Here is an 18,968-nt window from a genome sequence, read left to right as displayed (position 1 = left end):
CGCATAGGCACGGTTGAGCGTTCTCGACTCTCAGACAGAACCATTGGCATCTGAGTTGGACTTTGATGTCACTGTGGCAAAAGGTTCGCCCGTTTGGCTATCTAAAACTTGTTCGGTGTGCCAATGACGAAGAACGCTGATAATCAAATTGAGACACTACGGGAGAAGATCCGAAACGACAACCGAGATCTGGACGAAGTAAATCGTGACGCATTGCTTGAGTTCAGTGACGAACTGTTCCTCATTCCAAGTCAAGTCGGAAATCAACGGCATCTCAAACTGCTCCGGCACAATGTCAGGATGGCCGAACACGCTGGTAGCCTCGTCGAAGCACTTGAAAACGAGGACGCTGCCAAAAAGATCGTTCGCTGGATCCATCGTACGTACGACAATGCGGAAACGAATCGTGATTACCGGGTTGCACTGAAGCAGTTCGGACGGCGTGTCACTGACCAGAATGGAGATGCTCCGCCCGAATCGATGGAGTGGATCCCATCGAACACACCGAGTACGTACGATCCAGCGCCAGAGCCTAGTAACATGCTTCAGTGGAAGGCAGACGTGCTCCCACTAATCGAAGCTACCCGGAATCCTCGTGATGCAGCACTCATTGCGGTCGGGTGGGATGCAGGTGCCCGCTCTGGTGAGCTTCGGGCTCTTACCGTTGGAGACGTAACGGATTACGAACACGGGTATCAGATTACGGTCCAGGGAAAGATGGGCCAGCGAACCGTTCCTCTGATTCCAAGTGTCCCGTTTCTCCAACGATGGCTTGCCGCTCACCCGAGCAATGACCCTGAGGCACCGCTCTGGAGCAAATTGACCAAGTCAGAGGCCCCGAGCTACAATGCACTTCGTACGGCTGTGAGAGATGCTGCAGACCGAGCAGGAGTGGATAAGCCGGTGACGTTTACGAACCTCCGCAAATCCAGCGCGTCTCACTTGGCTTCTCGCGGACTGAATCAGGCCCACATCGAGGATCATCATGGCTGGACCCGAGGAAGCGATGTCGCTTCCAGATACGTATCCGTGTTTGCAGACGATACGGGTCGAGAAGTCGCTCGTGTCCACGGATTAGAAATCGATGAGGAGGAAGAACCGGATGCGACGGCTCCGGTCGAATGCCCGCGTTGCCATCAACAAACGCCACGAGAAATGGATCACTGTATCCACTGCCGACAGACTATCAATATGGCAACCGCACTTCGACGAGAACAGACCTGTGAGTGGTGTGGAGCATCAATCTCCTGCTACTCTGACCATATTCCGAACTGCACCGACATTGAGGTGCACCAGGGAGAAACACAGTGACCCACGCCTAACCATCGAAATTACTGGAAGTCCTGCTGTTCACTAGTCGCTATCAGTTGTGCTCAGATCGGACAGCTCGAAGAACGGGCTGAGAGGTAGGATCCCTATGTATTTCGAGCATAGGCGAAATTTGCTAGCGTATGGATTCAAGCATCGGAGCCGAATGGACAATTGAGTGGGCCACGCCTCTCCCGAATGATGATGGTTGCTACGACAATTTGGTGTTGAGTAAGGATCAGGCTCAGGAGTACGGCAATGAACTTGTGCTGTCGTTGCGAGTGGACGACGAGATATTACGAGGAAAAGGGCTCAATCCGGGAGAGCCGTTTGCGTGGAAGATTGAAGACGGAGAGTTAGTTACGAAGCAAGTTTCGCGGCAGATGTTTGAATCGGTCGCAGAAGATGACCGACATGATTCCGAGTACGCTCGTCAAGTCTTACAGAATCGAGCAAGACGGAGACTCAGCGACTCACGGTAGCGACCGAGATAGTGACACTTGAGGTAGTTCGCTACTGTTTAGCATGGGGAGTCATCCTGCTTTGCCGTGAAGACGAGCTTCCGTCTCGGACTTCACACAGCTCTTATGCTTTCTGCCGAGTCGAAATCAGATCGGCCCAAGAATCCTCAGATCGATTCCGAGACGATTGTATCGAACCACTGCTTGAATCCAGTCTCTGATGGAATCCCAATCGGAGATTCATTCGAATCGAACTTGGCTGGTGGACAAGCATCTCGGTGGTTTAAGTATCACCCCTGCATAATAGCTGTTAGTAGCGGCCAAAAAACGCAATTGAGCGGATTTGGGTAGGCTCGAAACGAATGGTCACCCGGCGGTTGAGGGAGGCCTTTCGAGCCGAGGACATGGGTTCAAATCCCATACCGAGCACATTCCTGCCGCGAACGAGTTCGGAAGTGGCGACGCTGAGAGATGCGTCGGAGACGGTTCTCATTCCGGCGTAATGGAGGGATACGCGACCGATTCCGGCATTTTTGCTCGTCAAGGTGCCACACGTGACTCCAGTTTAGACGTGGGATAATATCCCGAGAGGGTCAGTGACACGGCCGGGTTAGGATGCCAGTAGCTATTTTTCCGGCGGGCGCCAGCGCTAAACCATGCAAGCAATCGTACTCGCGGCCGGCGAAGGGACACGGATGCGGCCGCTGACCGTGAACACGCCGAAGCCGATGCTCCCGGTCGCCGACCGACCCCTCGTCGCACACACCGCGGACACCGCCATCGAGGCCGGCGCGGACGAACTGATATTCGTCGTCGGGTACGAGGCCGATGCCGTCAGAGAGTACTTCGGCGACTCCTATCGCGGGCGCCCGGTCTCGTTTGCCGTCCAAGAGGAGCAACTCGGGACGGCCCACGCCGTCGACGCCGCGAGCGAGTACATAGACGGTCCGTTCGCCGTGTTGAACGGGGACAACCTCTACGACGAGGCGAGTCTCACGGCGCTGTTCGATGCGGCCCCCTCCATCGCCGCGTACCGCGTGCCCGACCCCTCGAACTACGGCGTCCTCTCGACGGACGGCGACCGCGTCACCGGCATCGTCGAGAAACCCGCGGACCCGCCGACGCGACTCGCCAACGCCGGCGCGTACGTCTTCCCCGCCGAAGCGCGCAACTGGCTCGACGTCCCGCTCAGCGACCGCGGCGAGCACGAGATCACCGACGTGCTGGCCCGGGTCATCGAGGAGCGGTCGGTCACGGCCGTCGAGGTGGACCGGTGGCTCGACGTGGGCCGCCCGTGGGAACTGCTCGAAGCCAACGAGTGGAAACTCGGCCAGATGACCCGCCGCGTCGACGGCGAGGTTCGCGGCGACGCCGACTTGCGCGGGGCCGTCGTCGTCGAAGAGGGCGCCGTCGTCGAACCCGGCGTCACCATCGAGGGGCCGGTTCTCGTCCGCGCTGGCGCCGAGGTCGGCCCGAACGCCTACGTTCGCGGCGCGACGGTGCTGGGAGAGGACACGCACGTGGGTCACGGCGTCGAGGTCAAGAACAGCGTCGTCATGGCCGATTCGGCGGTCCCGCACGTCTCCTATCTCGGTGACAGCGTCCTCGGCACCGACGTGAACCTCGGTGCGGGGACGCAGGTAGCGAACCTCCGCCACGACGGCGGCGACGTGAAGATAACCGTCAAGGGCGACCGCGTCTCGACCGGGCGGCGGAAGTTCGGCATCGTCGCCGGCGACGGCGTCCACACGGGCATCAATACCAGCCTCAACGCCGGCGTCGTCCTCTCGGCCGGTGCGACGACGGCCCCGGGTGAGAGTGTCACGCGCGACCGCTGACGCATACCGAGAGCGCGCGCCGATTATGTGGGATTAAGTAGGGTGAAAACGACCCTCAGGTAAGATGGTCGACCCGACTTCAGATCACCACGAGGACATCGACGAGGCGGATGCACCGAACTGTGAGGTATGTGGCGCGGCGATTGCGAACGAAGTGACCCATCGCGTCATCACATGGATAGAGGACGACAGCGTCCAGACCGCACACTTCTGTGACGACGAGTGTCGACAACAGTGGGACGGTGCGTAGATAACTTCGATCCCAACTAGCGCCTACAGAAGGCCTTTTGTGCGGTGGCTCGTTCTGGCGAGCAGATGACATATGTGCCGACGAGGTAGTGTGGTCGCCCGCGTCGCCTTCCTGGCGATACTCCTCTCCGCGACGGTCGCTGTCGGACACTCCTACGTGACTACGACGGGTGTCGCCGACGCAACGGAGACCGCACAGACCGACTCGAACAGCCCCGCCCACGTCTCGACAGTATCGACGACCGGCCAGACGCTCGACGTCGAGTCGCGTTTCGAGTCGGCGAGCGAGCGACCGACGCGCGGTGAGAACTGGTCGACGCCGCGCGTCACCGAGGCCGTCGCGACGCTCGACCGGAACGTCACCGTCGTCGCGACACAGGGGTTTTACGTCAGTGACGAACGGGCCGAACTGGCCGCGTTCCTCGCCAACGGAACCGTCGTGTACTACGACGACCGCTACCGCGTCTACTTCGACGTCGACCCGGTCGAAGCGGAACGCTACACCGTCGAGTACGTCGCCGCCGAGCACCTGACGGGCGACGCCTGCGGCCCGGTCGGTGGCGAGCCCTGCACCCGCAACGTCGTCACGCGGGTCAACCTCACGACCGGGGAGGAAGAGCAGGTCTACAGCGAGGTGACAGAGCGCGTCTACTCCGCCCGCTGGCACGACGTCGACCGCATCAACGAGACGCACCTCCTCGTGGCCGACATCGTCGACGACGGCGTCTACGCCGTCGATACGCGAGACGGAAGCGTCGCGTGGCGCTGGAACGCGTCCGCCCACTACGACAGGGAGCAAGGTGGCTCCGAGGGCGACTGGACGCACATCAACGACGTGGAGGCCCTCGCGGACGGGAGCGTCGTGGTCAGTCCCCGGAACATGGACGAAGTCGTCTTCCTCGAACCCGGCCCCGACGGGTGGGCGGTCAACGAGAGTCGGACGCTCGGGACGGACGAGAACCACGATGTCCTCTACGAACAGCACAATCCCGATTACATTCCTGCCGACCGCGGCGGCCCGGCGGTCCTCGTCGCCGACTCGGAGAACGGCCGCATCGTCGAGTACGAACGCACGGCCGAGGGGTGGAACCGGACTTGGAAGTGGCGTGACGTCCGCCTTCAGTGGCCCCGCGACGCCGACCGACTCCCCGATGGGAACACGCTCGTCGTCGACTCCCACGGCGACCGGGTCGCCGAAGTGGGCGTAAACGACACCGTCGTCTGGAGCGCCGACGTCGGGATGCCCTACGACGTCGAGCGACTGGGCACCGGCGACGAGAGTTCGGGCGGCCCCGCCGCGCCGTATCGTGCCGTCGTGAGCGACCGGCCCGGCGACGCCGCCAGCGTCGTCGCGAACGTCACGAACGCGTCTGGCGTCGGTTCGGGGTCGGAACCCCGTCGGTCGCTCGCCGACCGGTTCTGGCTCGGCCTCAAGACGCTCGTCCCGAGTCTCCTCGCGAACGGTGCGCTGTACGTCGCCCCCTCGTGGGTCCGGTTCAGCGACCTCGCGTTCGCGACCACGGCCCTCTCTACGGGCGTCGTCTGGTGCGCCTCGGAGTTCTACTGGTCGCGGTACTCGCTGGCGGGACTCGCACGACGAGCGACAGCCGTGGGTCGCCGTGCCTTCGCGGCTATCCGTCGTCGGTAGTCTCCGTCGGTGGCTCGTCGTCGTACGCCCGCTCGATGGCCTGCTGGCCACCGAGGCCGGCCGCCACCGTTCGGGTGAGGACATCGAAGACAGTAACCACCGGGTACAGGAGGAGTTCGACGTATCGTAGCGGACGCACGACCCGGAGTGCGAACGACTGCGCGTGGCCGAGCCCGTAGGACTTCGGGACTATCTCGCCGGCGACGAGGACGACGCTGGTGGCGACGACTGTCGTGACGACCACGGCGGTCCCCGACTGGAATCGGTCGACGAACAGCGCCGTCAGCAGACTCGAGAGGGCGATGTTGACGACGTTGTTTCCGACGAGAATCGTCACGAGCAGTCGGTGTGGGTCGGCCAGTAGGTCTTCGACGGCCGCCGCACGCGGGTCCGTAGCCGCCGCTTCGGCGACCCACTCCCGCGAGAGCGAGAACAGCGCGGTCTCGCTACTGGAGAAGAAGGCACTACACCCGAGCAGCGCGACGACGATTCCGAGCGTCGGGAGGAGATGTGTGGACATACGCGTCCTCGCACCCACGACGGCAAAGAACCGGCGCACTGCTGGCCGAGACGAGAGTCGAAGAATGCTCCGTCAGGGATTTGAACCCTAGTCATCACCGTGAGAGGGTGATATGATTGGCCGGACTACACCAACGGAGCGTACATTGAATCGGAGGGTGGTGGAACGTATAATGATTGCGTTTCGGGAGCGCCCTGTGTGGGTTTCTCACTCCTCGTCGAACGGCGAACCGGCGGCGTCTGGCTCCTGTCCGGAGAGGCTGATGATGTTCTCGCGGCCGACTCGGAGTTTGCTGATGTCGCCGTCCTCCTCCATGTCCGAGAGGAGCATACTGACCTTAGATTTCGACCAGTCGGTCGTATCGACGATGTCGACTTGCTTCATCCGGCCCCCGTTCTCTTCGAGGAGGTTGATGACGCGGTCGCTGTCGCTCAGCAACTCCTCGTCGGAGACTGCGGGTTCGGGAGCGGGTTGCTCGCGTTCCTCCGTGGAGGGGTCTGGGTCGGCGGGCGATTCGGCAGCCGTCCCCCCGCTGTCGTCGTCGCCCAGTGCGGCCGTCGCGGCCCCGGAGCGCCACGCAGCGGCGGCCACGGCACCGAGCGCGACGACTATCGCGACGACGGCTAGTGGCCACATCCCGTTCTCGGAACTGGGTCCGACGGTCGTCGTCGCGTCGGTCTGGGCCGTCGGGTCGCCGTCGAGGACGGCGGACCGCTGTCCGAGTTCGACGTACGGACGGCGGTCACCGAAAGACCGCTCTCCCACCCAACTGACGCTCTCGCTGCGGGCCAGCGAGTCGGGTTGACTCCGTGCATCCGGCGTCGGACGGACCTGTGCGAACGCCAGTGACGGCCCGCGTTCGAAGACGAGCGACTGGCTCTGGGCGATGTAGAACCCGCCTTCGAACACGTCGCCGACGACGACGCGGCCATCGGAGACGTTGGCGAAGTTCGTCCACAGGAACGCCATGCGGACGGTGCCAGTGCTCTGAACCGGATTCGCCGCCGCCGAGCGGCGGAAGTTCCGGGCGTCCATCTGGCGTCCAGTCTCGTTGGCCCCGTACTGTGTGAGCAGGCCGGCCTGCTCGACGAAGTTGACGTACAACGCCGTCTCGTTCCGCTCGAAGTTCCGAGCGAAGTCCTCGAAGCGCTGTTCCTCCGTCTCGTTGGTCAGCGGCGTCTGGTGTTCGATGGCCCACGTCGCAGAGCCGTTCTCGTAGACGGTGACCCGGAACGTGGTCTCTTCGAACCCGTCGGGCGTCTGGACGAGTGTGGACGGCTGCGACCCGAGTGCGGGGCCAGCGGCGAGGCTGGTAGTCAGCAGGAGAGTGACGACGACGGCGACCGCGCGAGACATCTACGTCGTATGACCCGAGGACAGCATAAAAGCGCTATGAATAGCGGTGCTATCGCTTCGTCGGACCGACGGCGTCTGCGAGTTTTTCGACTGGATGTGGGGGTTCCTCGCCGGCCGGCCGCTCACCTATCTGTGTCCGACAGGACGCGCCGGGCGCGACGACTTCCTCCCCGTCGCTGTCGGCTATCTGGTCGTAGAGGATACCAGCGATAGCCTTACTCATCGAGTAGTGTTCGGCCTCGTAGCCGAAACTGCCGGCCATGCCACAACAGCTAGAGTCCAACGGGTCGACGGCGTAGCCCGCCCGGCGCAGGACGCCGACGGCATGGTGGTCTTTCTTCGTCGCCTTCTGGTGGCAGTGGCCGTGGTAGGTCAGCGACGCCGACGAGTCTGTCCAGTCGACGTTCGCGTCCAGCGCGAACCGGTCGAGGTACTCACAGACGCCGAAGGCGTTGGTCGCCACCGTCCTCGCCCCGTCGTGGTCGTGGCCCAGCAGATCCAGATAGTCCGACTGGAACATCACGGCGTCAGACGGTTCCACGGCGACGACGTCCCAGCCCTCCGCTACCTTCGGTTCGAGGGCCTCGACGTTGGTCGCTGCCCGGTCGCTGGCGGCGTCGACGAACCCCTTCGAGTAGGGCGCCCGTCCGGAGTCGGTAACGTCCTCTGGAACCTGTACGTGGACGTTGGCGGCTTCCAGCACCTCGACGGCGGCCTGCAGGACTTCGGGGTGGCTGTAGTTGTTGTAGGTGTCGGGAAACAGCAGTGCCGTCCGTTCGGCGTCCCGTTCGGGCACCTGCGGTCCGCGGTCGGCCCACCAGTCCTCGAAGGACTCCCGTTCGAACGTCGGTAAGTCGCGTTCGCGGGCAATGCCGAGCAGTTTCTCCCCGAGATAGTCGCTCCCCGGAAGCTTCTGTGCCCAGTTCGAGACGGGTGCGAGCGCGCTCCCGACCTTGCTCACCGTCTCGATGTTCGCGAACACCCTCTCGCGCAGACTCGCGCCGTGTTTCTGGTGGTGGGCGTGTTCGACCTCCGTCTTGAGTTTCGCCATATCCACCTCGCTCGGACAGTCCTTGGCACACCCCTTACAGCCGATACAGAGGTCCATCACCTCGGAGACGAACTCGTCGTCCGTGGGGTCGTCGGGCAGGTCGCCGCTCATCGCCTGCCGGAGCATGTTCGCACGGCCACGCGTGGCGGTTATCTCCTCGTCGGCCGCCCGGTAGGTCGGACACATCACGCCGCCGGTGGTCTCCTGCGGGCCGCGACAGCCGCCACAGCCGTGACAGAGTTCGACCATCCCCTGCATCCCGTTCTCGTTGTCCCACGAGAGTTGGGGGTCGAAGTCGAACTCGAACTCGTACTCCGGCGAGAACCGCAGGTTCTCCGTCATGTCGACGGTGCGGGCCCGGGGCGGGGCTTCGCCCGCCTCTATGGCCGCCTCGTCGACGCCGACGACCTGTCCCGGGTTCAACAACCAGTTCGGGTCGAACGAGCGCTTGAGGTCCTGAAAGACCGCCCAGACGTCGTCGCCGTACAACTTGTGGTTCCACTGCGTGCGTGCACGCCCGTCGCCGTGCTCGCCGGAGACGCTCCCGCCGTACGCCGTTATGAGGTCCGTCGCACCGTCGGCGATGGCTTCCATCTGCTCGACGCCCTCCAGCGTCTTCGTGTCGACGAGCGGTCGGATGTGGAGACATCCCGGTCCAGCGTGGGCGTAGAAGGAAGCGAACGTCCCCTCCCGTTCGAGAAGGTCCTGAAAGTCCGCGACGTACTCCGGGAGGTTCTCCGGGGGCACGGCCGTGTCTTCGATGAAACTGATGTGTTTCGCGTCGCTGGTCCGCCCCAGCAGGATGGGGAGGCCGGACTTCCTGAGTTTCCAGAACCGTGCCCGCTCGGCTTCCTCGTGGGCCTCGCGGCCGTGGAAGGCCCGAATCGGCTCGGCGGTCAGTTCCTCGGCGTTCTCCTGCGGGACGGCCTCTGTCGAGAGGTCACCGACGCGGTCGGTGAGGAGGTCCGCCACTTTCTGCTTGCCCTGTGGGTCGTTCTCGGCGTAGAACTCCACGAGGAGGACGGCAGCCGTCCCCTCGGGGAGTATCTCGTCGACGAGGTCACCGAACTCCTCGGTCCCTGCGGCGAGGTCCAGCAACACGTCGTCTAAGACTTCGAGTGCCGCCGGGTCGTGTTCGAGGATGGGCGAGACGTCCTCCATCGCCGAGATGAGGTCGTCGTAGGCCAGCAGCGCGAGCGACTTGGTCTCGGGGATGGGTTCCAGCGAGACGGTCGCCTCGGTCACGATACCGAGCGTCCCTTCGCTCCCCGCGAGCAGTCGAGCGAGGTTGACCGTCCCGGCCTCGCCGTACTCACCCTCGGCCTCGGCGACCAACCGGTCTAAGTTGTAGCCGGAGACGTTCCGCTTTAGGTCCGGGAAGGCGGCGTCGACGTCGTCCCGATCCTCGTCGAGTATGCGGACGACGGCGGCGTGAATACGGGCTTCGAGGTCGCCGTCCGTGTCGGCGTTCTCGCGAAGCGTCTCGACCTCGACGTCGCCGAACGTCGTCACCGTCCCGTCGGCGAGGACCACTTCGCACTCCTCGACGTAGTGGTCCGTCTTGCCGTACTGCAGCGAGTGGGCCCCGGTCGAGTTGTTACCGATGGCGCCGCCGAGCGCCGACTTCTCGCCCCACGCGGGGTCGGGCGCGAACTTCAGGTCGTGGGGCGCGAGTTCGGCGTTCAGGTCACCGAGTGTCGTCCCGACCTGCGCGGTGGCGCGGGCAGCGTCCGGGTCGACGGAGCGTAGTGCGTCCATGTGACGAGTGAAGTCGAGGACGACGGCCTCGTTGACCGACTGGCCGGCGAGACTGGTTCCGCCGCCCCGCGGCAGGACGGGTATCTCCCGCCGTGCGCAGTAGTCCATCACGGCGGCGACGTCTGCCGTCGACTCGGGGTAGACGACGCCGACCGGCGTCACTTCGTACGCGCTCGCGTCCGTCGCATAGAGTTGCCGCGAGTACTCGTCGAACCGGACGTCGCCGTCGACCCGGTCGACGATGTCGGCGACTAGCCCGGGCCGATCCACGGTGTCGGTCCGGTAGTCGTAGTCCGCCCGCGCGTCGGCGGCCGGGTCCTCGATCGGTCCCTGTTCTGTAGCATCCATAGTCGGACGTTCGAGCGGTTCGACGTTAACCTGACGCACGAAGGCATTCCGAGCGCGTCTTCCCGATGCATCGGCGAAAACCACCGGAGCGTTATTTACGCTCCAGTGTCCAACCATTGCTAACCAATGGGTATCGCTGAGACCGTCTCGGATGGCCGACGACTGGCGATAGAGCGGCCGGACGCCGGCGCAGTCGCCGCCGTCCTCCTCTACCTCGTCGCAGACCTCACGACGAAACTGCTCGGAACGACGGTGTACGCCCTCGGATTCAGGGTCATGGGCGGGTCGCTGACCGTCGGGTCGCTGGCATCGATGGCGGTAGACGGCCTCCTCGTGGGCCTCGCCGTCGGACTGGCCGGTATCGGCCTTTCGATGACCTACAGCATCCTCGACTTCGCCAACTTCGCACACGGCGATACGGTCACTGTCGGTGCCTTTCTCGGCTGGGTCGCCGCGTACGTCACGGCGAATCTGGCCGTCAGCGCACCCCTGACCGACCTGTTCCTGTTCAACGGCGGCACACAACTGAGTGCGTCCGCGTCGTGGGCGCTCGTCCTGTTCGGCCTCGTCGTCGCCGCCGTCGGCACCGTCGTCGTCGTCCTCGTCGTCGACCGTCTCGTCTATCGGCCCATGCGTGACGCGGGGAACATCTCCCTGCTCATCGCCTCTATCGGTGTGGCACTGGCACTCCGCTATCTCATCGCCTTCGTCTTCAGCACCCAGACCAGCGGCGTCGCCACCAGCGGCGCCCGCCTCCAACTGTTTGCGGGCGTCGCTATCACCGACAACGAGATCGCGCTGCTGGTCGTCTCCGTCGTCCTGATGCTCGGGGTTCACCTCCTGCTCCAGCGGACGAAACTCGGGAAGGCGATGCGGGCGATGGCCGACAACGAAGACCTCGCTCGCGTCACCGGTATCCCGACCGAACGCGTCGTCCGTCTCACGTGGGTACTGGGCGGTGCGCTGGCCGGGACGAGCGGCTACCTCCTCGTCTTAGAGAGTGGCACCATCTCGTTTAACTTCGGCTGGATTCTCCTCTTGCTCATCTTCGCGGCCGTCATCGTCGGCGGCATCGGCTCTATCTACGGGGCGATGGCCGGGGGCGTTCTCATCGGCCTCGTCGACAGTCTGGCGCTCATCTGGCTCCCGTCGGGACTGACGCGGGCCGCCGCCTTCGCCGTCCTCATCGTCGTCTTGCTCCTGCGCCCGTCCGGTATCTTCGGGGGGGTAAGTACGGCATGACGGGCTTCGAAGACGTACGGGACCGACTGGAGGAACTGCCGGACGCCGCGCTCGTCGTTTCCTTCCTCGTCGGTATCTGGCTGCTACTGACCGCGCTCGCGTTCAGCGTCGGCGGCGCGCAGTCGGCCAACCTCGCCGCCGGGTTCGTCGGTAGCGTGACGGTGCTGGTCGGGGCGTATGCCATCCTCACCCTCGCGCTGAACCTCCAGTGGGGGTACACCGGGCTGTTCAACATCGGCATCGCGGGGTTCATGGCCGTCGGCGCGTACACGACGGCCATCCTCACGGCGCCGGTCGACCCCGGGGCGGGCGGCGTCCCGGGGTTCGGGCTGCCGCTGTGGGTCGGCCTGCTGGGCGGGATGGTGATGGCCGCAATCGTTGGGGCCATCGCCGCCCTCCCCGCGCTGCGACTTCGCGCGGACTACCTCGCCATCGTCACCGTCGCGCTCTCGGAGATAATCCGCCTGTTCGTCAACTGGGGCGGCGTCGCCGAGGTGCAGGTGTTCGGGAAGCGATTCGGTACGGGCGGCGCGACGGGTATCTCGTTCGAGTCACCCGACGAAATCGTCGCGACGCTCGTCAACGGTCCCGGCCAACCGCTCGTTACGGCCGCCGAGAGCGTCGGCATCTCTGGACCGAACGTCGTCAACATGGCGTACGGCCTGAGTCTGCTGGGTATCGCCGCCGGGAGCTACTGGGTGCTCAGTCGCCTCGTCAACTCCCCGTTCGGCCGCGTGCTGAAGGCCATCCGCGAGGACGAGACGGTCACGCAGTCACTCGGCAAGGACACCCGCCTGTTCAAGATCAAGGCGTTCATGATCGGCTGTGCGCTGATGGGGCTGGCCGGCGCGCTGTTCCGCGGTAGCGCGGGGTACATCAGTCCCGCGCAGTTCCGGCCCGTCATCACCTTCTACGTCTTCGCGGCGCTCATCATCGGTGGCTCCGGGTCCAACACCGGGAGTATCCTCGGTGCCGCGACGTTCTCGGCCCTGCTGTTTTACCTCCCGGCGCGGTTAGGCGAGTACGTCCCGACGTTCGGCCAGAGCGCCCCGGGCAACGTCTTCGAGGCCGTCGCCGCCCTCGGGTCGCTGGACCCGACGCCGCTCGTCGCCTACACGGTTAGCAACGTCAGCACGCTCCGGTTCGTCCTCATCGGAGTGGTCCTCGTGTACATCATCCAGAATCAGCCGGCGGGACTGCTGGGCCACCGCAACGAACCGGCGACGAGCGTGGACCTGACACGCCCGCACGCCGCCGACGGAGGTGAGGCCGATGAGTGACGCCGAACCCGTCGGCACGGAACGGACGCCCGAGAGCGAGGTGCCGACGACGAGCGACGCCATCGACTCCCCGCTTCTGGAAGTACAGGGGCTCAGGAAGGAGTTCGGCGGCGTCACGGCCGTCGACGGGACCTCGTTCAAAGTCGGAACGGGCGCGCTCACCGGGCTCATCGGTCCGAACGGCGCGGGGAAGTCGACGACGTTCAACTGCATCACCGGCATCCACGAACCCACCGGCGGGACGGTCAGGTTCGACGGCCACGACGTGACCGGGCTGGCGCCCTACACGCTCGCGAAGCGGGGCCTCGTCCGGACGTTCCAGATAGCCCGCGAACTCTCCGAGATGACGGTGCTAGAGAACGTGATGCTCGCCCCGCCCGCCCAGATGGGGGAGTCGGCGCTTCGGTCGGTCCTGCCGGGCCTGCGCGAACAGGTCCAGCGAGACGAGGCCGACGTGGTCGAGGAGGCATGGGAGACGCTGGAGTTCTTCGAGATCGACCACCTCGCACACGAGAACGCCGGCAACCTCTCGGGCGGCCAGCGCAAACTGCTGGAGATGGCGCGTGTCCTGATGACCGACCCAGAGATGGTGCTGTTGGACGAACCGCTGGCCGGCGTCAACCCGACGCTAGAAGAGAAACTGCTGGACAGAATCGACGAACTGCGGCAGGACGGGCTGACCTTCCTGCTGGTCGAACACGACATGGACGTCATCATGAACCACTGCGAACACATCATCGTCATGCATCAGGGACAGGTGCTGGCCGAGGGGGACGCCGACACGATTCAGTCGGACGAGCGCGTTCTCGAAGCGTATCTGGGAGGTGACGTATGAGCCAGCAGGCCCAGCGGTCCGCCGACGCGTCGCTGCCGGACCCCGCCGAGAGCCTGCTCGCGGTGCGCGATCTAGACGCCGGCTACGGCGACCTGCAGGTGCTAGACGGCGTCGACATGGACGTCGCCGACGGCGAGTACGTCGTCATCGTCGGCCCGAACGGCGCGGGGAAGTCGACGGTGATGAAGTCCGTCTTCGGTCTGACGACGTACATGGGTGGGACCGTCGTCTTCGACGGCGAGGACATCAGCAAGCGCCGCCCCGACGAGATTATCCACGAAGGCATCGGCTACGTCCCGCAGAACGACAACGTGTTCGGGTCGCTCACGGTTCGCGAGAACCTAGAGATGGGCGCGTACATCCTCGACGAAGTCCCCGAGGACCAGATTCGGACGATATACGACCGGTTCCCCATCTTAGAGGAGCGCTCGACCCAGAAGGCCGGGACGCTCTCGGGCGGCCAGCAACAGATGCTAGCGATGGGCCGGGCGCTGATGCTCGACCCGGACCTGCTCTTGCTGGACGAACCGTCGGCGGGGCTGGCACCGGACCTCGTCGCGGAGATGTTCGACCGCATCGACGGCATCAACGACGACGGCACCGCCGTCCTGATGGTCGAACAGAACGCGAAGGAGGCGCTGCGACGATGTGACCGTGGCTACGTCCTCGTACAGGGCCAGAACCGCTATCAGGACGATGGCGACGTCCTGCTCGCGGACCAGCAGGTCAGGCAGGACTTCCTCGGCGGCTAAAACGTCGAGCGAGAGGGGGCGACCGGTTCGCTACTGGTTCAGCGCGCTGTTGATCTGGGAGGTGTAGGACGACTGCTGGGACTCGAAACCCACCTGCTGGACGACGCTCCCGCCCTGCTCTTCGAACGCGGTGACGAAGGCCTGCTGGAGCGCCTGCCCGTAGCTGTTGTTCAGGTACAGCGTCGAGGCCGTCGACGCGCCGAGTTCCTCGGTCGCCAACTGCGCGAGCACCTGCCCCTGCAGGGCGTCGCTCGGCGGGGTCCGGAACACGAAGTCGTCGTCTTCGAGTGTGGTGATGGCCGGCGAGGTGGACGCGGGCGAACACCCGACGACCTGATTGTCCACGAGGACGTTGTTCGCCACCTGAATCGTCGCTTCGGACGAGGCCGCGCCGGTGATGGAGGGGTAGCCGGCGCTGACGAGCGAGTTCGCCGCGTTGACCGCGGCCTGTGCCGTCGACTGGGTGTCACCGACCTGCGTCTCGATGCGCTGGTCGATTTGGTCTCGGAGCTGAATCGCCGGGAGGAGCGCGGCGTCTCGAATCGGCTTGCCGAGCGGGCCGAGGTCGCCTGTCTCAGGCTGGAGGACGCCGAGTCGGACCGTCCGGTCGGCGCCGCTACCGCTCCCGGCGGGTTCCGGTTGCGCGAGGTCTGCGTTCCCGCCGAAGTCGATGGTCTGCTGGGTCTCGACGCCGCTCTGGGTAAACCCGAACACCTGATACTGCGCGGAAGTGATGTCCCCTGCGTCGTCGAAGTTGACGTTGCTGGAGGCCCCCTCGTACTGAATGTTCTCGCCGGCGGCCGCCGCGGCCGCCGCTTCGGGTAGTTCAGACGGCGTGTACGTCGTCCCGCCCGGGTTGGCGACGACGCGCATGTGGTCTCGAATCGCGGTCCCGTCGTTCTCGCCAGCCAGCAGGTTCGCCAGAATCTGGACCGCCGACGCGTCGTAGGCCTGCGAGGTGAACACGCCGGCCTCGTCGTAGTCGAACTCCTCGGTGAACAGGTTCGTGAAGGTGTCCACGCCCGGGCCGGCGGCGGACGGTGCCGATCCGAGGACGTTTGACATGTCGTTGCCGACGTCACCCGGGAGGCTGCCGTCTTGTAGTCCGTCTGTCACGAGGATGTCGACGGTGTCGTCGCCGTAGTCCGAGTAGTAGTCCTTGAACAACTGGACGCCACTCTGCGGGTACCCCACGATCATCAGAACGTCGGGCGTGTCCGCACCGCCGCCGCCATCACCGGTGGTCTCGCCGTCGCCGCCACCGTCACCGTCGCCGCCATCACCGCCGTCACCGCCACCGTCGCTCGGTTCTGTCGAACACCCTGCTAGTCCGACCAGACTCAGGGTACTGAGCGCACCGGTGCGCTTGAGGAATGTTCGTCGACTGCTATCACGACTCATACCTATCGTTCATTGAACCTACTAGTAGAAATATGTTGTCCGTGGTGGGACGCTGTACGACGGCGTGACACGGAGAAACGGTGTGACGGTTCTATCGAGTACCAGACCTATCAGGGCGCGAGTCGGTTCTTCCGGTTTTTCATCTCACGTTCGTAGTGGTCGAAGGTAATCGGACACCACTCGCCCGCGATGTCGAGCAGTTCCTCGGTCATCTCGCGAATCTCCCACTGTGCGTCGGCGGCGGCCCGCATGTCGGCGACGTGCATCAACATCCGGGCGTTCATCGACATCACGATGTTGACCTTCGTCCCGATCGGGAGGACGAACCGAGCGTCTTCGGGCGGCATTCCGAGATCGAGCAGTTCCTGATACGACTCGACGGCGTCCTCGATGGTGTCGCGGAAGATCTCCGCACGCTTCTCGACGTCCGCCTCGTCGACCGCCCCTTGCTTCTGGTTGCGACCCACCCACTCGGGGTCCGTCGCCGACGGCGGGATGACCACCATCTCGCCCTCGCGCACGTCGGCCGGGTCCACGTCGTCGAAAGAGACGTACCGCATCGACTGGACGTCGAAAGAGACGTGGCGATGGCGCGTAATTTGGGCCATACAGGACCGGGAGACGCCCTCGATGGCGAACGTAATCTGCGGGTGTTCGAACGGACCGAAGTGGCCGTGGTCCAGCAGGTGGCCGATGAGGGTCTCCTTTTTCGCTTCGAGCGTGTCGCCGTCGACTGTCTCCATCGTCGCTTCGAGGGACTGCCCGCCGACGAACGCTCCGCTGTAGTCGTTGCGAGCGGCTTTACAGACGAGGTCCTCGGGGTCCTCAGTGGCTTCCAGCAGCGTGACTTCCATACCGGGTGGGAACACCGGAGCGTGAAAATACTTCCTCCCCACCGCCACCGCACGAACCGGGACCCGCCGCGTCGGTTCGCGAGCGGTCTCAGATTCGCTTCCAGTCCGTCGGTTCGCCGGAGAAACCGAGGACGCGCGATTCGCGCCCGCCACCGTCCGCGTCGCGGACCTCGATGAGTCCGTCGAACGCCTGCTTGATGACCTGAATCGTCTGCTGGTCGTGCGCCCCGGAGTCGATGGTGAACACGCCGATGTAGTCCGCCGCGTCGAGACGGGACGAGAGGACGTGACAGAACTTGAAGACGGTCTTTTTGTCGGTGTACGTGAGCATCGTCGACAGGGAGACGAGCGCGAGACGCCCGCGGTCACGGCCGGAGTTGTGCAGCCCTTCGAGCGTCTTGGTGATGCCGATACCGATACCCGTCAGGTCGCCCGGCGAGGACACCTGATGGACGTAGGCACCGTCGACCGAGCTGTTGTCTGACCCGCCTTCGCGGCGACAGTCGACGACGCCGAGTTGGGACTCTTCGAGTTCCGGCACTCTCTCGCGGAACTCTGCGACGACGTCTGTCGCGTCGTCGCCCGTCGTCACGACGACGGTGCCGTCCCCGTCGCGAGCACCGTCGGCCAAGATATCGTAGGCCAGCCGTTGTTTCCCGGTCATCGCGGGGCCAGAGATGAGGATACTGGACCCGGGACGGACCTCGGACAGAGCGTCGAAATCGAGTACAGATGAGAGGTCGTACATATCTTCCATCACCTCAGTTCTCTTCGCCATTGCTCAGTCCACGCAGTGTCGCGATGAAGTCGTCATCGTCTTCGATGCCGCCGAGCGTATCGGAGAGTCCCTCCCGCATCTCTGCCACCTGCTCTTTGAGGTCGGCGTACTCCTCGCTGTCGGCGAGTTCCGCGTTCGACTTCGTCGCTTCCAGTGTCGCCCGTTTCTCGACCAATGCGTAGTAGTCCTGCAGTAACGAGTCGTACTCGGACCGTTCTAAGAGGTTCGATACCGTGTCGTGGAGCTGCTCGCTCCGAATCGGCTTCGAGAGGTACGCGTCGAATCCCATCTCGAGGATGTCGAAGTCCGGTTCGACGGCCGTCACCATCGCCACGCGACATCCCAACTCGCGCTCGCGGATTCGGCTGAGGACTTCGTCTCCGGAGAGCCCGGGCATCATCCGGTCTAAGAGGACGACGTCGACTGTATCGTCCAACAGTTCGAGCCCCTCGTCCCCGTTTTGGGCCATCCGGACCTCGTAATCACCTTCCAGCCACAGTTTGTACGTCTCTGCGACGTCCGGTTCGTCTTCGACGATGAGTACGACAGGCGGGTCCGATTCGGACATACTTTACTTACTATCCCCGTCTTTAGTACCCACCTACATAGCCCTGTGGGTGCGGGCGCGAGCGGGCGTGTCGTACCGGCAATCGACGGTCTATTTCGCCACAGAGCGACACCGACATTGCCGGCCATCGACAACGAGGGGGCATGATACGGAACCTGGCTCGCGGCGCCCAGTCGTTTACCAGCAACACCTTCCTCGTTACGGGAGACCGGACCGTGCTCGTGGACGTCGGCAACGAGTTCGACGTCGTCTCGACCGTCACCGACCACGCGGACGAACTCGACGCCGTCGTCCTGACCCACACCCACTACGACCACGTCGGCAACCTCGACGACGTGGTCTCGGCCTACGACGTCGACGTCTGGGGGTTCGACACGAATCAGGAGGGCGTCACCCGCGCCGTCGCCGACGGCGAGACGGTGACGCTGGGCGACCACGACTACCGGGCGCTCCACACGCCGGGGCACAAGAACGACCACCTCTGCTTTTATTCGGCGGCGGCGAGCGTCCTCTTTGCGGGCGACCTCGTCTTCGCCAACGGGAGTTTCGGCCGGACAGACCTCGAAGAGGGGGACCGAGCGTTGCTCGTCGAGAGCATCGACCGCGTCCTCGACGTCGTCGACGAGGACCTCGGTGAGATGCACACGGGCCACGGCCCCAGCGTCACGGACACCCCCTATCACGACGTCGAACTGGCGTGGCAGGCCGCGCGGTTCTGATA

General features: G+C 64.3%; 16 protein-coding genes and 1 tRNA gene. 9 read left to right on the top strand and 8 right to left on the bottom strand.

Features of this window, described 5'->3' with window-relative positions:
• Positions 1 to 123 precede the first annotated feature (123 nt).
• The 4 genes from NDI85_RS01845 to NDI85_RS01830 all read left to right on the top strand — a co-directional run bounded on the left by NDI85_RS01845 (position 124) and on the right by NDI85_RS01830 (position 5,504).
• On the top strand, positions 124 to 1,311 hold the full coding sequence (locus NDI85_RS01845; protein WP_310914738.1) for a tyrosine-type recombinase/integrase: 1,188 nt from the start codon (positions 124 to 126) through the stop codon (positions 1,309 to 1,311).
• A gap of 1,114 nt (positions 1,312 to 2,425) precedes the next feature.
• The gene (gene glmU, locus NDI85_RS01840; protein ID WP_188995066.1) at positions 2,426 to 3,607 is read left to right on the top strand and encodes a bifunctional sugar-1-phosphate nucleotidylyltransferase/acetyltransferase; all 1,182 of its coding nucleotides are present in this window, start codon (positions 2,426 to 2,428) and stop codon (positions 3,605 to 3,607) included.
• A gap of 64 nt (positions 3,608 to 3,671) precedes the next feature.
• Entirely contained in the window at positions 3,672 to 3,857 is a 186-nt protein-coding gene (locus NDI85_RS01835; RefSeq protein ID WP_166970145.1) for a hypothetical protein, read from the top strand.
• A gap of 90 nt (positions 3,858 to 3,947) precedes the next feature.
• Positions 3,948 to 5,504, top strand: a complete 1,557-nt coding sequence (locus NDI85_RS01830; RefSeq protein WP_310914737.1) for an aryl-sulfate sulfotransferase — start codon at positions 3,948 to 3,950, stop codon at positions 5,502 to 5,504.
• On the opposite strand, the gene NDI85_RS01825 is transcribed toward NDI85_RS01830, so the two are convergent.
• The 4 genes from NDI85_RS01825 to NDI85_RS01810 all read right to left on the bottom strand — a co-directional run bounded on the left by NDI85_RS01825 (position 5,488) and on the right by NDI85_RS01810 (position 10,537).
• Positions 5,488 to 6,024: a DUF21 domain-containing protein gene (locus NDI85_RS01825; protein ID WP_188995069.1), complete on the bottom strand. Its 537-nt coding sequence runs from the start codon at positions 6,022 to 6,024 to the stop codon at positions 5,488 to 5,490. The genes NDI85_RS01830 and NDI85_RS01825 overlap by 17 nt on opposite strands.
• A gap of 65 nt (positions 6,025 to 6,089) precedes the next feature.
• Positions 6,090 to 6,164: transfer RNA gene (locus NDI85_RS01820), tRNA-Glu, on the bottom strand.
• 67 nt (positions 6,165 to 6,231) lie between these two features.
• Positions 6,232 to 7,380 (bottom strand): hypothetical protein, encoded by a 1,149-nt coding sequence (locus NDI85_RS01815; protein WP_310914736.1) that lies wholly within the window; start codon positions 7,378 to 7,380, stop codon positions 6,232 to 6,234.
• Positions 7,381 to 7,429: 49 nt separating this feature from the next.
• Positions 7,430 to 10,537 (bottom strand): FAD-linked oxidase C-terminal domain-containing protein, encoded by a 3,108-nt coding sequence (locus tag NDI85_RS01810; protein ID WP_310914735.1) that lies wholly within the window; start codon positions 10,535 to 10,537, stop codon positions 7,430 to 7,432.
• Between the two features lie 126 nt (positions 10,538 to 10,663).
• Here NDI85_RS01810 and NDI85_RS01805 point away from each other — a divergent pair, with 126 nt between their 5' ends.
• The 4 genes from NDI85_RS01805 to NDI85_RS01790 are packed head-to-tail and all read left to right on the top strand — an operon-like array spanning position 10,664 to position 14,646.
• Positions 10,664 to 11,779 carry a branched-chain amino acid ABC transporter permease gene (locus NDI85_RS01805; RefSeq protein ID WP_310914734.1) on the top strand — a complete coding sequence of 372 codons (1,116 nt, stop codon included), beginning with the start codon at positions 10,664 to 10,666 and terminating at the stop codon, positions 11,777 to 11,779.
• Complete coding sequence (locus NDI85_RS01800) at positions 11,776 to 13,059, top strand: branched-chain amino acid ABC transporter permease (protein WP_188995077.1); 1,284 nt, start codon at positions 11,776 to 11,778, stop codon at positions 13,057 to 13,059. Before NDI85_RS01805 ends, NDI85_RS01800 begins: the two co-directional genes overlap by 4 nt.
• Complete coding sequence (locus tag NDI85_RS01795; RefSeq protein ID WP_310914733.1) at positions 13,052 to 13,894, top strand: ABC transporter ATP-binding protein; 843 nt, start codon at positions 13,052 to 13,054, stop codon at positions 13,892 to 13,894. The genes NDI85_RS01800 and NDI85_RS01795 overlap by 8 nt, the downstream gene beginning before the upstream one ends.
• On the top strand, positions 13,891 to 14,646 hold the full coding sequence (locus tag NDI85_RS01790; RefSeq protein ID WP_310914732.1) for an ABC transporter ATP-binding protein: 756 nt from the start codon (positions 13,891 to 13,893) through the stop codon (positions 14,644 to 14,646). Before NDI85_RS01795 ends, NDI85_RS01790 begins: the two co-directional genes overlap by 4 nt.
• A 30-nt stretch (positions 14,647 to 14,676) precedes the next feature.
• Here the strand turns inward: NDI85_RS01790 and NDI85_RS01785 are convergent, their stop codons facing one another.
• From NDI85_RS01785 to NDI85_RS01770, 4 genes are all read right to left on the bottom strand, one after another.
• A complete protein-coding gene (locus NDI85_RS01785) occupies positions 14,677 to 16,047 on the bottom strand; it encodes an ABC transporter substrate-binding protein (RefSeq protein ID WP_310914731.1) in 1,371 nt (456 codons plus the stop codon).
• A gap of 110 nt (positions 16,048 to 16,157) precedes the next feature.
• Entirely contained in the window at positions 16,158 to 16,901 is a 744-nt protein-coding gene (gene thyX / locus NDI85_RS01780; protein WP_188995085.1) for an FAD-dependent thymidylate synthase, read from the bottom strand.
• Between the two features lie 88 nt (positions 16,902 to 16,989).
• Positions 16,990 to 17,649 carry a hypothetical protein gene (locus NDI85_RS01775; RefSeq protein ID WP_188995702.1) on the bottom strand — a complete coding sequence of 220 codons (660 nt, stop codon included), beginning with the start codon at positions 17,647 to 17,649 and terminating at the stop codon, positions 16,990 to 16,992.
• A gap of 13 nt (positions 17,650 to 17,662) precedes the next feature.
• Positions 17,663 to 18,247, bottom strand: coding sequence for a response regulator transcription factor (locus NDI85_RS01770; protein WP_188995087.1), 585 nt, complete (start codon positions 18,245 to 18,247; stop codon positions 17,663 to 17,665).
• A gap of 143 nt (positions 18,248 to 18,390) precedes the next feature.
• Between NDI85_RS01770 and NDI85_RS01765 the strand changes: the two genes are divergently transcribed.
• A complete protein-coding gene (locus NDI85_RS01765; RefSeq protein ID WP_310914730.1) occupies positions 18,391 to 18,966 on the top strand; it encodes an MBL fold metallo-hydrolase in 576 nt (191 codons plus the stop codon).
• Positions 18,967 to 18,968 lie beyond the last annotated feature (2 nt).

This window comes from Haloarcula sp. S1AR25-4 (assembly GCF_031624555.1).
In the GTDB taxonomy this organism is placed as follows: domain Archaea; phylum Halobacteriota; class Halobacteria; order Halobacteriales; family Haloarculaceae; genus Haloarcula; species Haloarcula pellucida.
This window is presented reverse-complemented; position numbering and strand designations above follow the sequence as displayed.

What these genes read in the sequence shown, in the direction of transcription:
- NDI85_RS01845 (WP_310914738.1), top strand. Translation starts at nt 124, where the DNA reads ATGACGAAGAACGCTGATAATCAAATTGAGACACTACGGGAGAAGATC.
- glmU (WP_188995066.1), top strand. Translation starts at nt 2,426, where the DNA reads ATGCAAGCAATCGTACTCGCGGCCGGCGAAGGGACACGGATGCGGCCG.
- NDI85_RS01835 (WP_166970145.1), top strand. Translation starts at nt 3,672, where the DNA reads ATGGTCGACCCGACTTCAGATCACCACGAGGACATCGACGAGGCGGAT.
- NDI85_RS01825 (WP_188995069.1), bottom strand. Translation starts at nt 6,024, where the DNA reads ATGTCCACACATCTCCTCCCGACGCTCGGAATCGTCGTCGCGCTGCTC.
- NDI85_RS01815 (WP_310914736.1), bottom strand. Translation starts at nt 7,380, where the DNA reads ATGTCTCGCGCGGTCGCCGTCGTCGTCACTCTCCTGCTGACTACCAGC.
- NDI85_RS01810 (WP_310914735.1), bottom strand. Translation starts at nt 10,537, where the DNA reads ATGGATGCTACAGAACAGGGACCGATCGAGGACCCGGCCGCCGACGCG.
- NDI85_RS01805 (WP_310914734.1), top strand. Translation starts at nt 10,664, where the DNA reads ATGGGTATCGCTGAGACCGTCTCGGATGGCCGACGACTGGCGATAGAG.
- NDI85_RS01800 (WP_188995077.1), top strand. Translation starts at nt 11,776, where the DNA reads ATGACGGGCTTCGAAGACGTACGGGACCGACTGGAGGAACTGCCGGAC.
- NDI85_RS01795 (WP_310914733.1), top strand. Translation starts at nt 13,052, where the DNA reads ATGAGTGACGCCGAACCCGTCGGCACGGAACGGACGCCCGAGAGCGAG.
- NDI85_RS01790 (WP_310914732.1), top strand. Translation starts at nt 13,891, where the DNA reads ATGAGCCAGCAGGCCCAGCGGTCCGCCGACGCGTCGCTGCCGGACCCC.
- NDI85_RS01785 (WP_310914731.1), bottom strand. Translation starts at nt 16,047, where the DNA reads ATGAGTCGTGATAGCAGTCGACGAACATTCCTCAAGCGCACCGGTGCG.
- thyX (WP_188995085.1), bottom strand. Translation starts at nt 16,901, where the DNA reads ATGGAAGTCACGCTGCTGGAAGCCACTGAGGACCCCGAGGACCTCGTC.
- NDI85_RS01775 (WP_188995702.1), bottom strand. Translation starts at nt 17,649, where the DNA reads ATGTACGACCTCTCATCTGTACTCGATTTCGACGCTCTGTCCGAGGTC.
- NDI85_RS01770 (WP_188995087.1), bottom strand. Translation starts at nt 18,247, where the DNA reads ATGTCCGAATCGGACCCGCCTGTCGTACTCATCGTCGAAGACGAACCG.
- NDI85_RS01765 (WP_310914730.1), top strand. Translation starts at nt 18,391, where the DNA reads ATGATACGGAACCTGGCTCGCGGCGCCCAGTCGTTTACCAGCAACACC.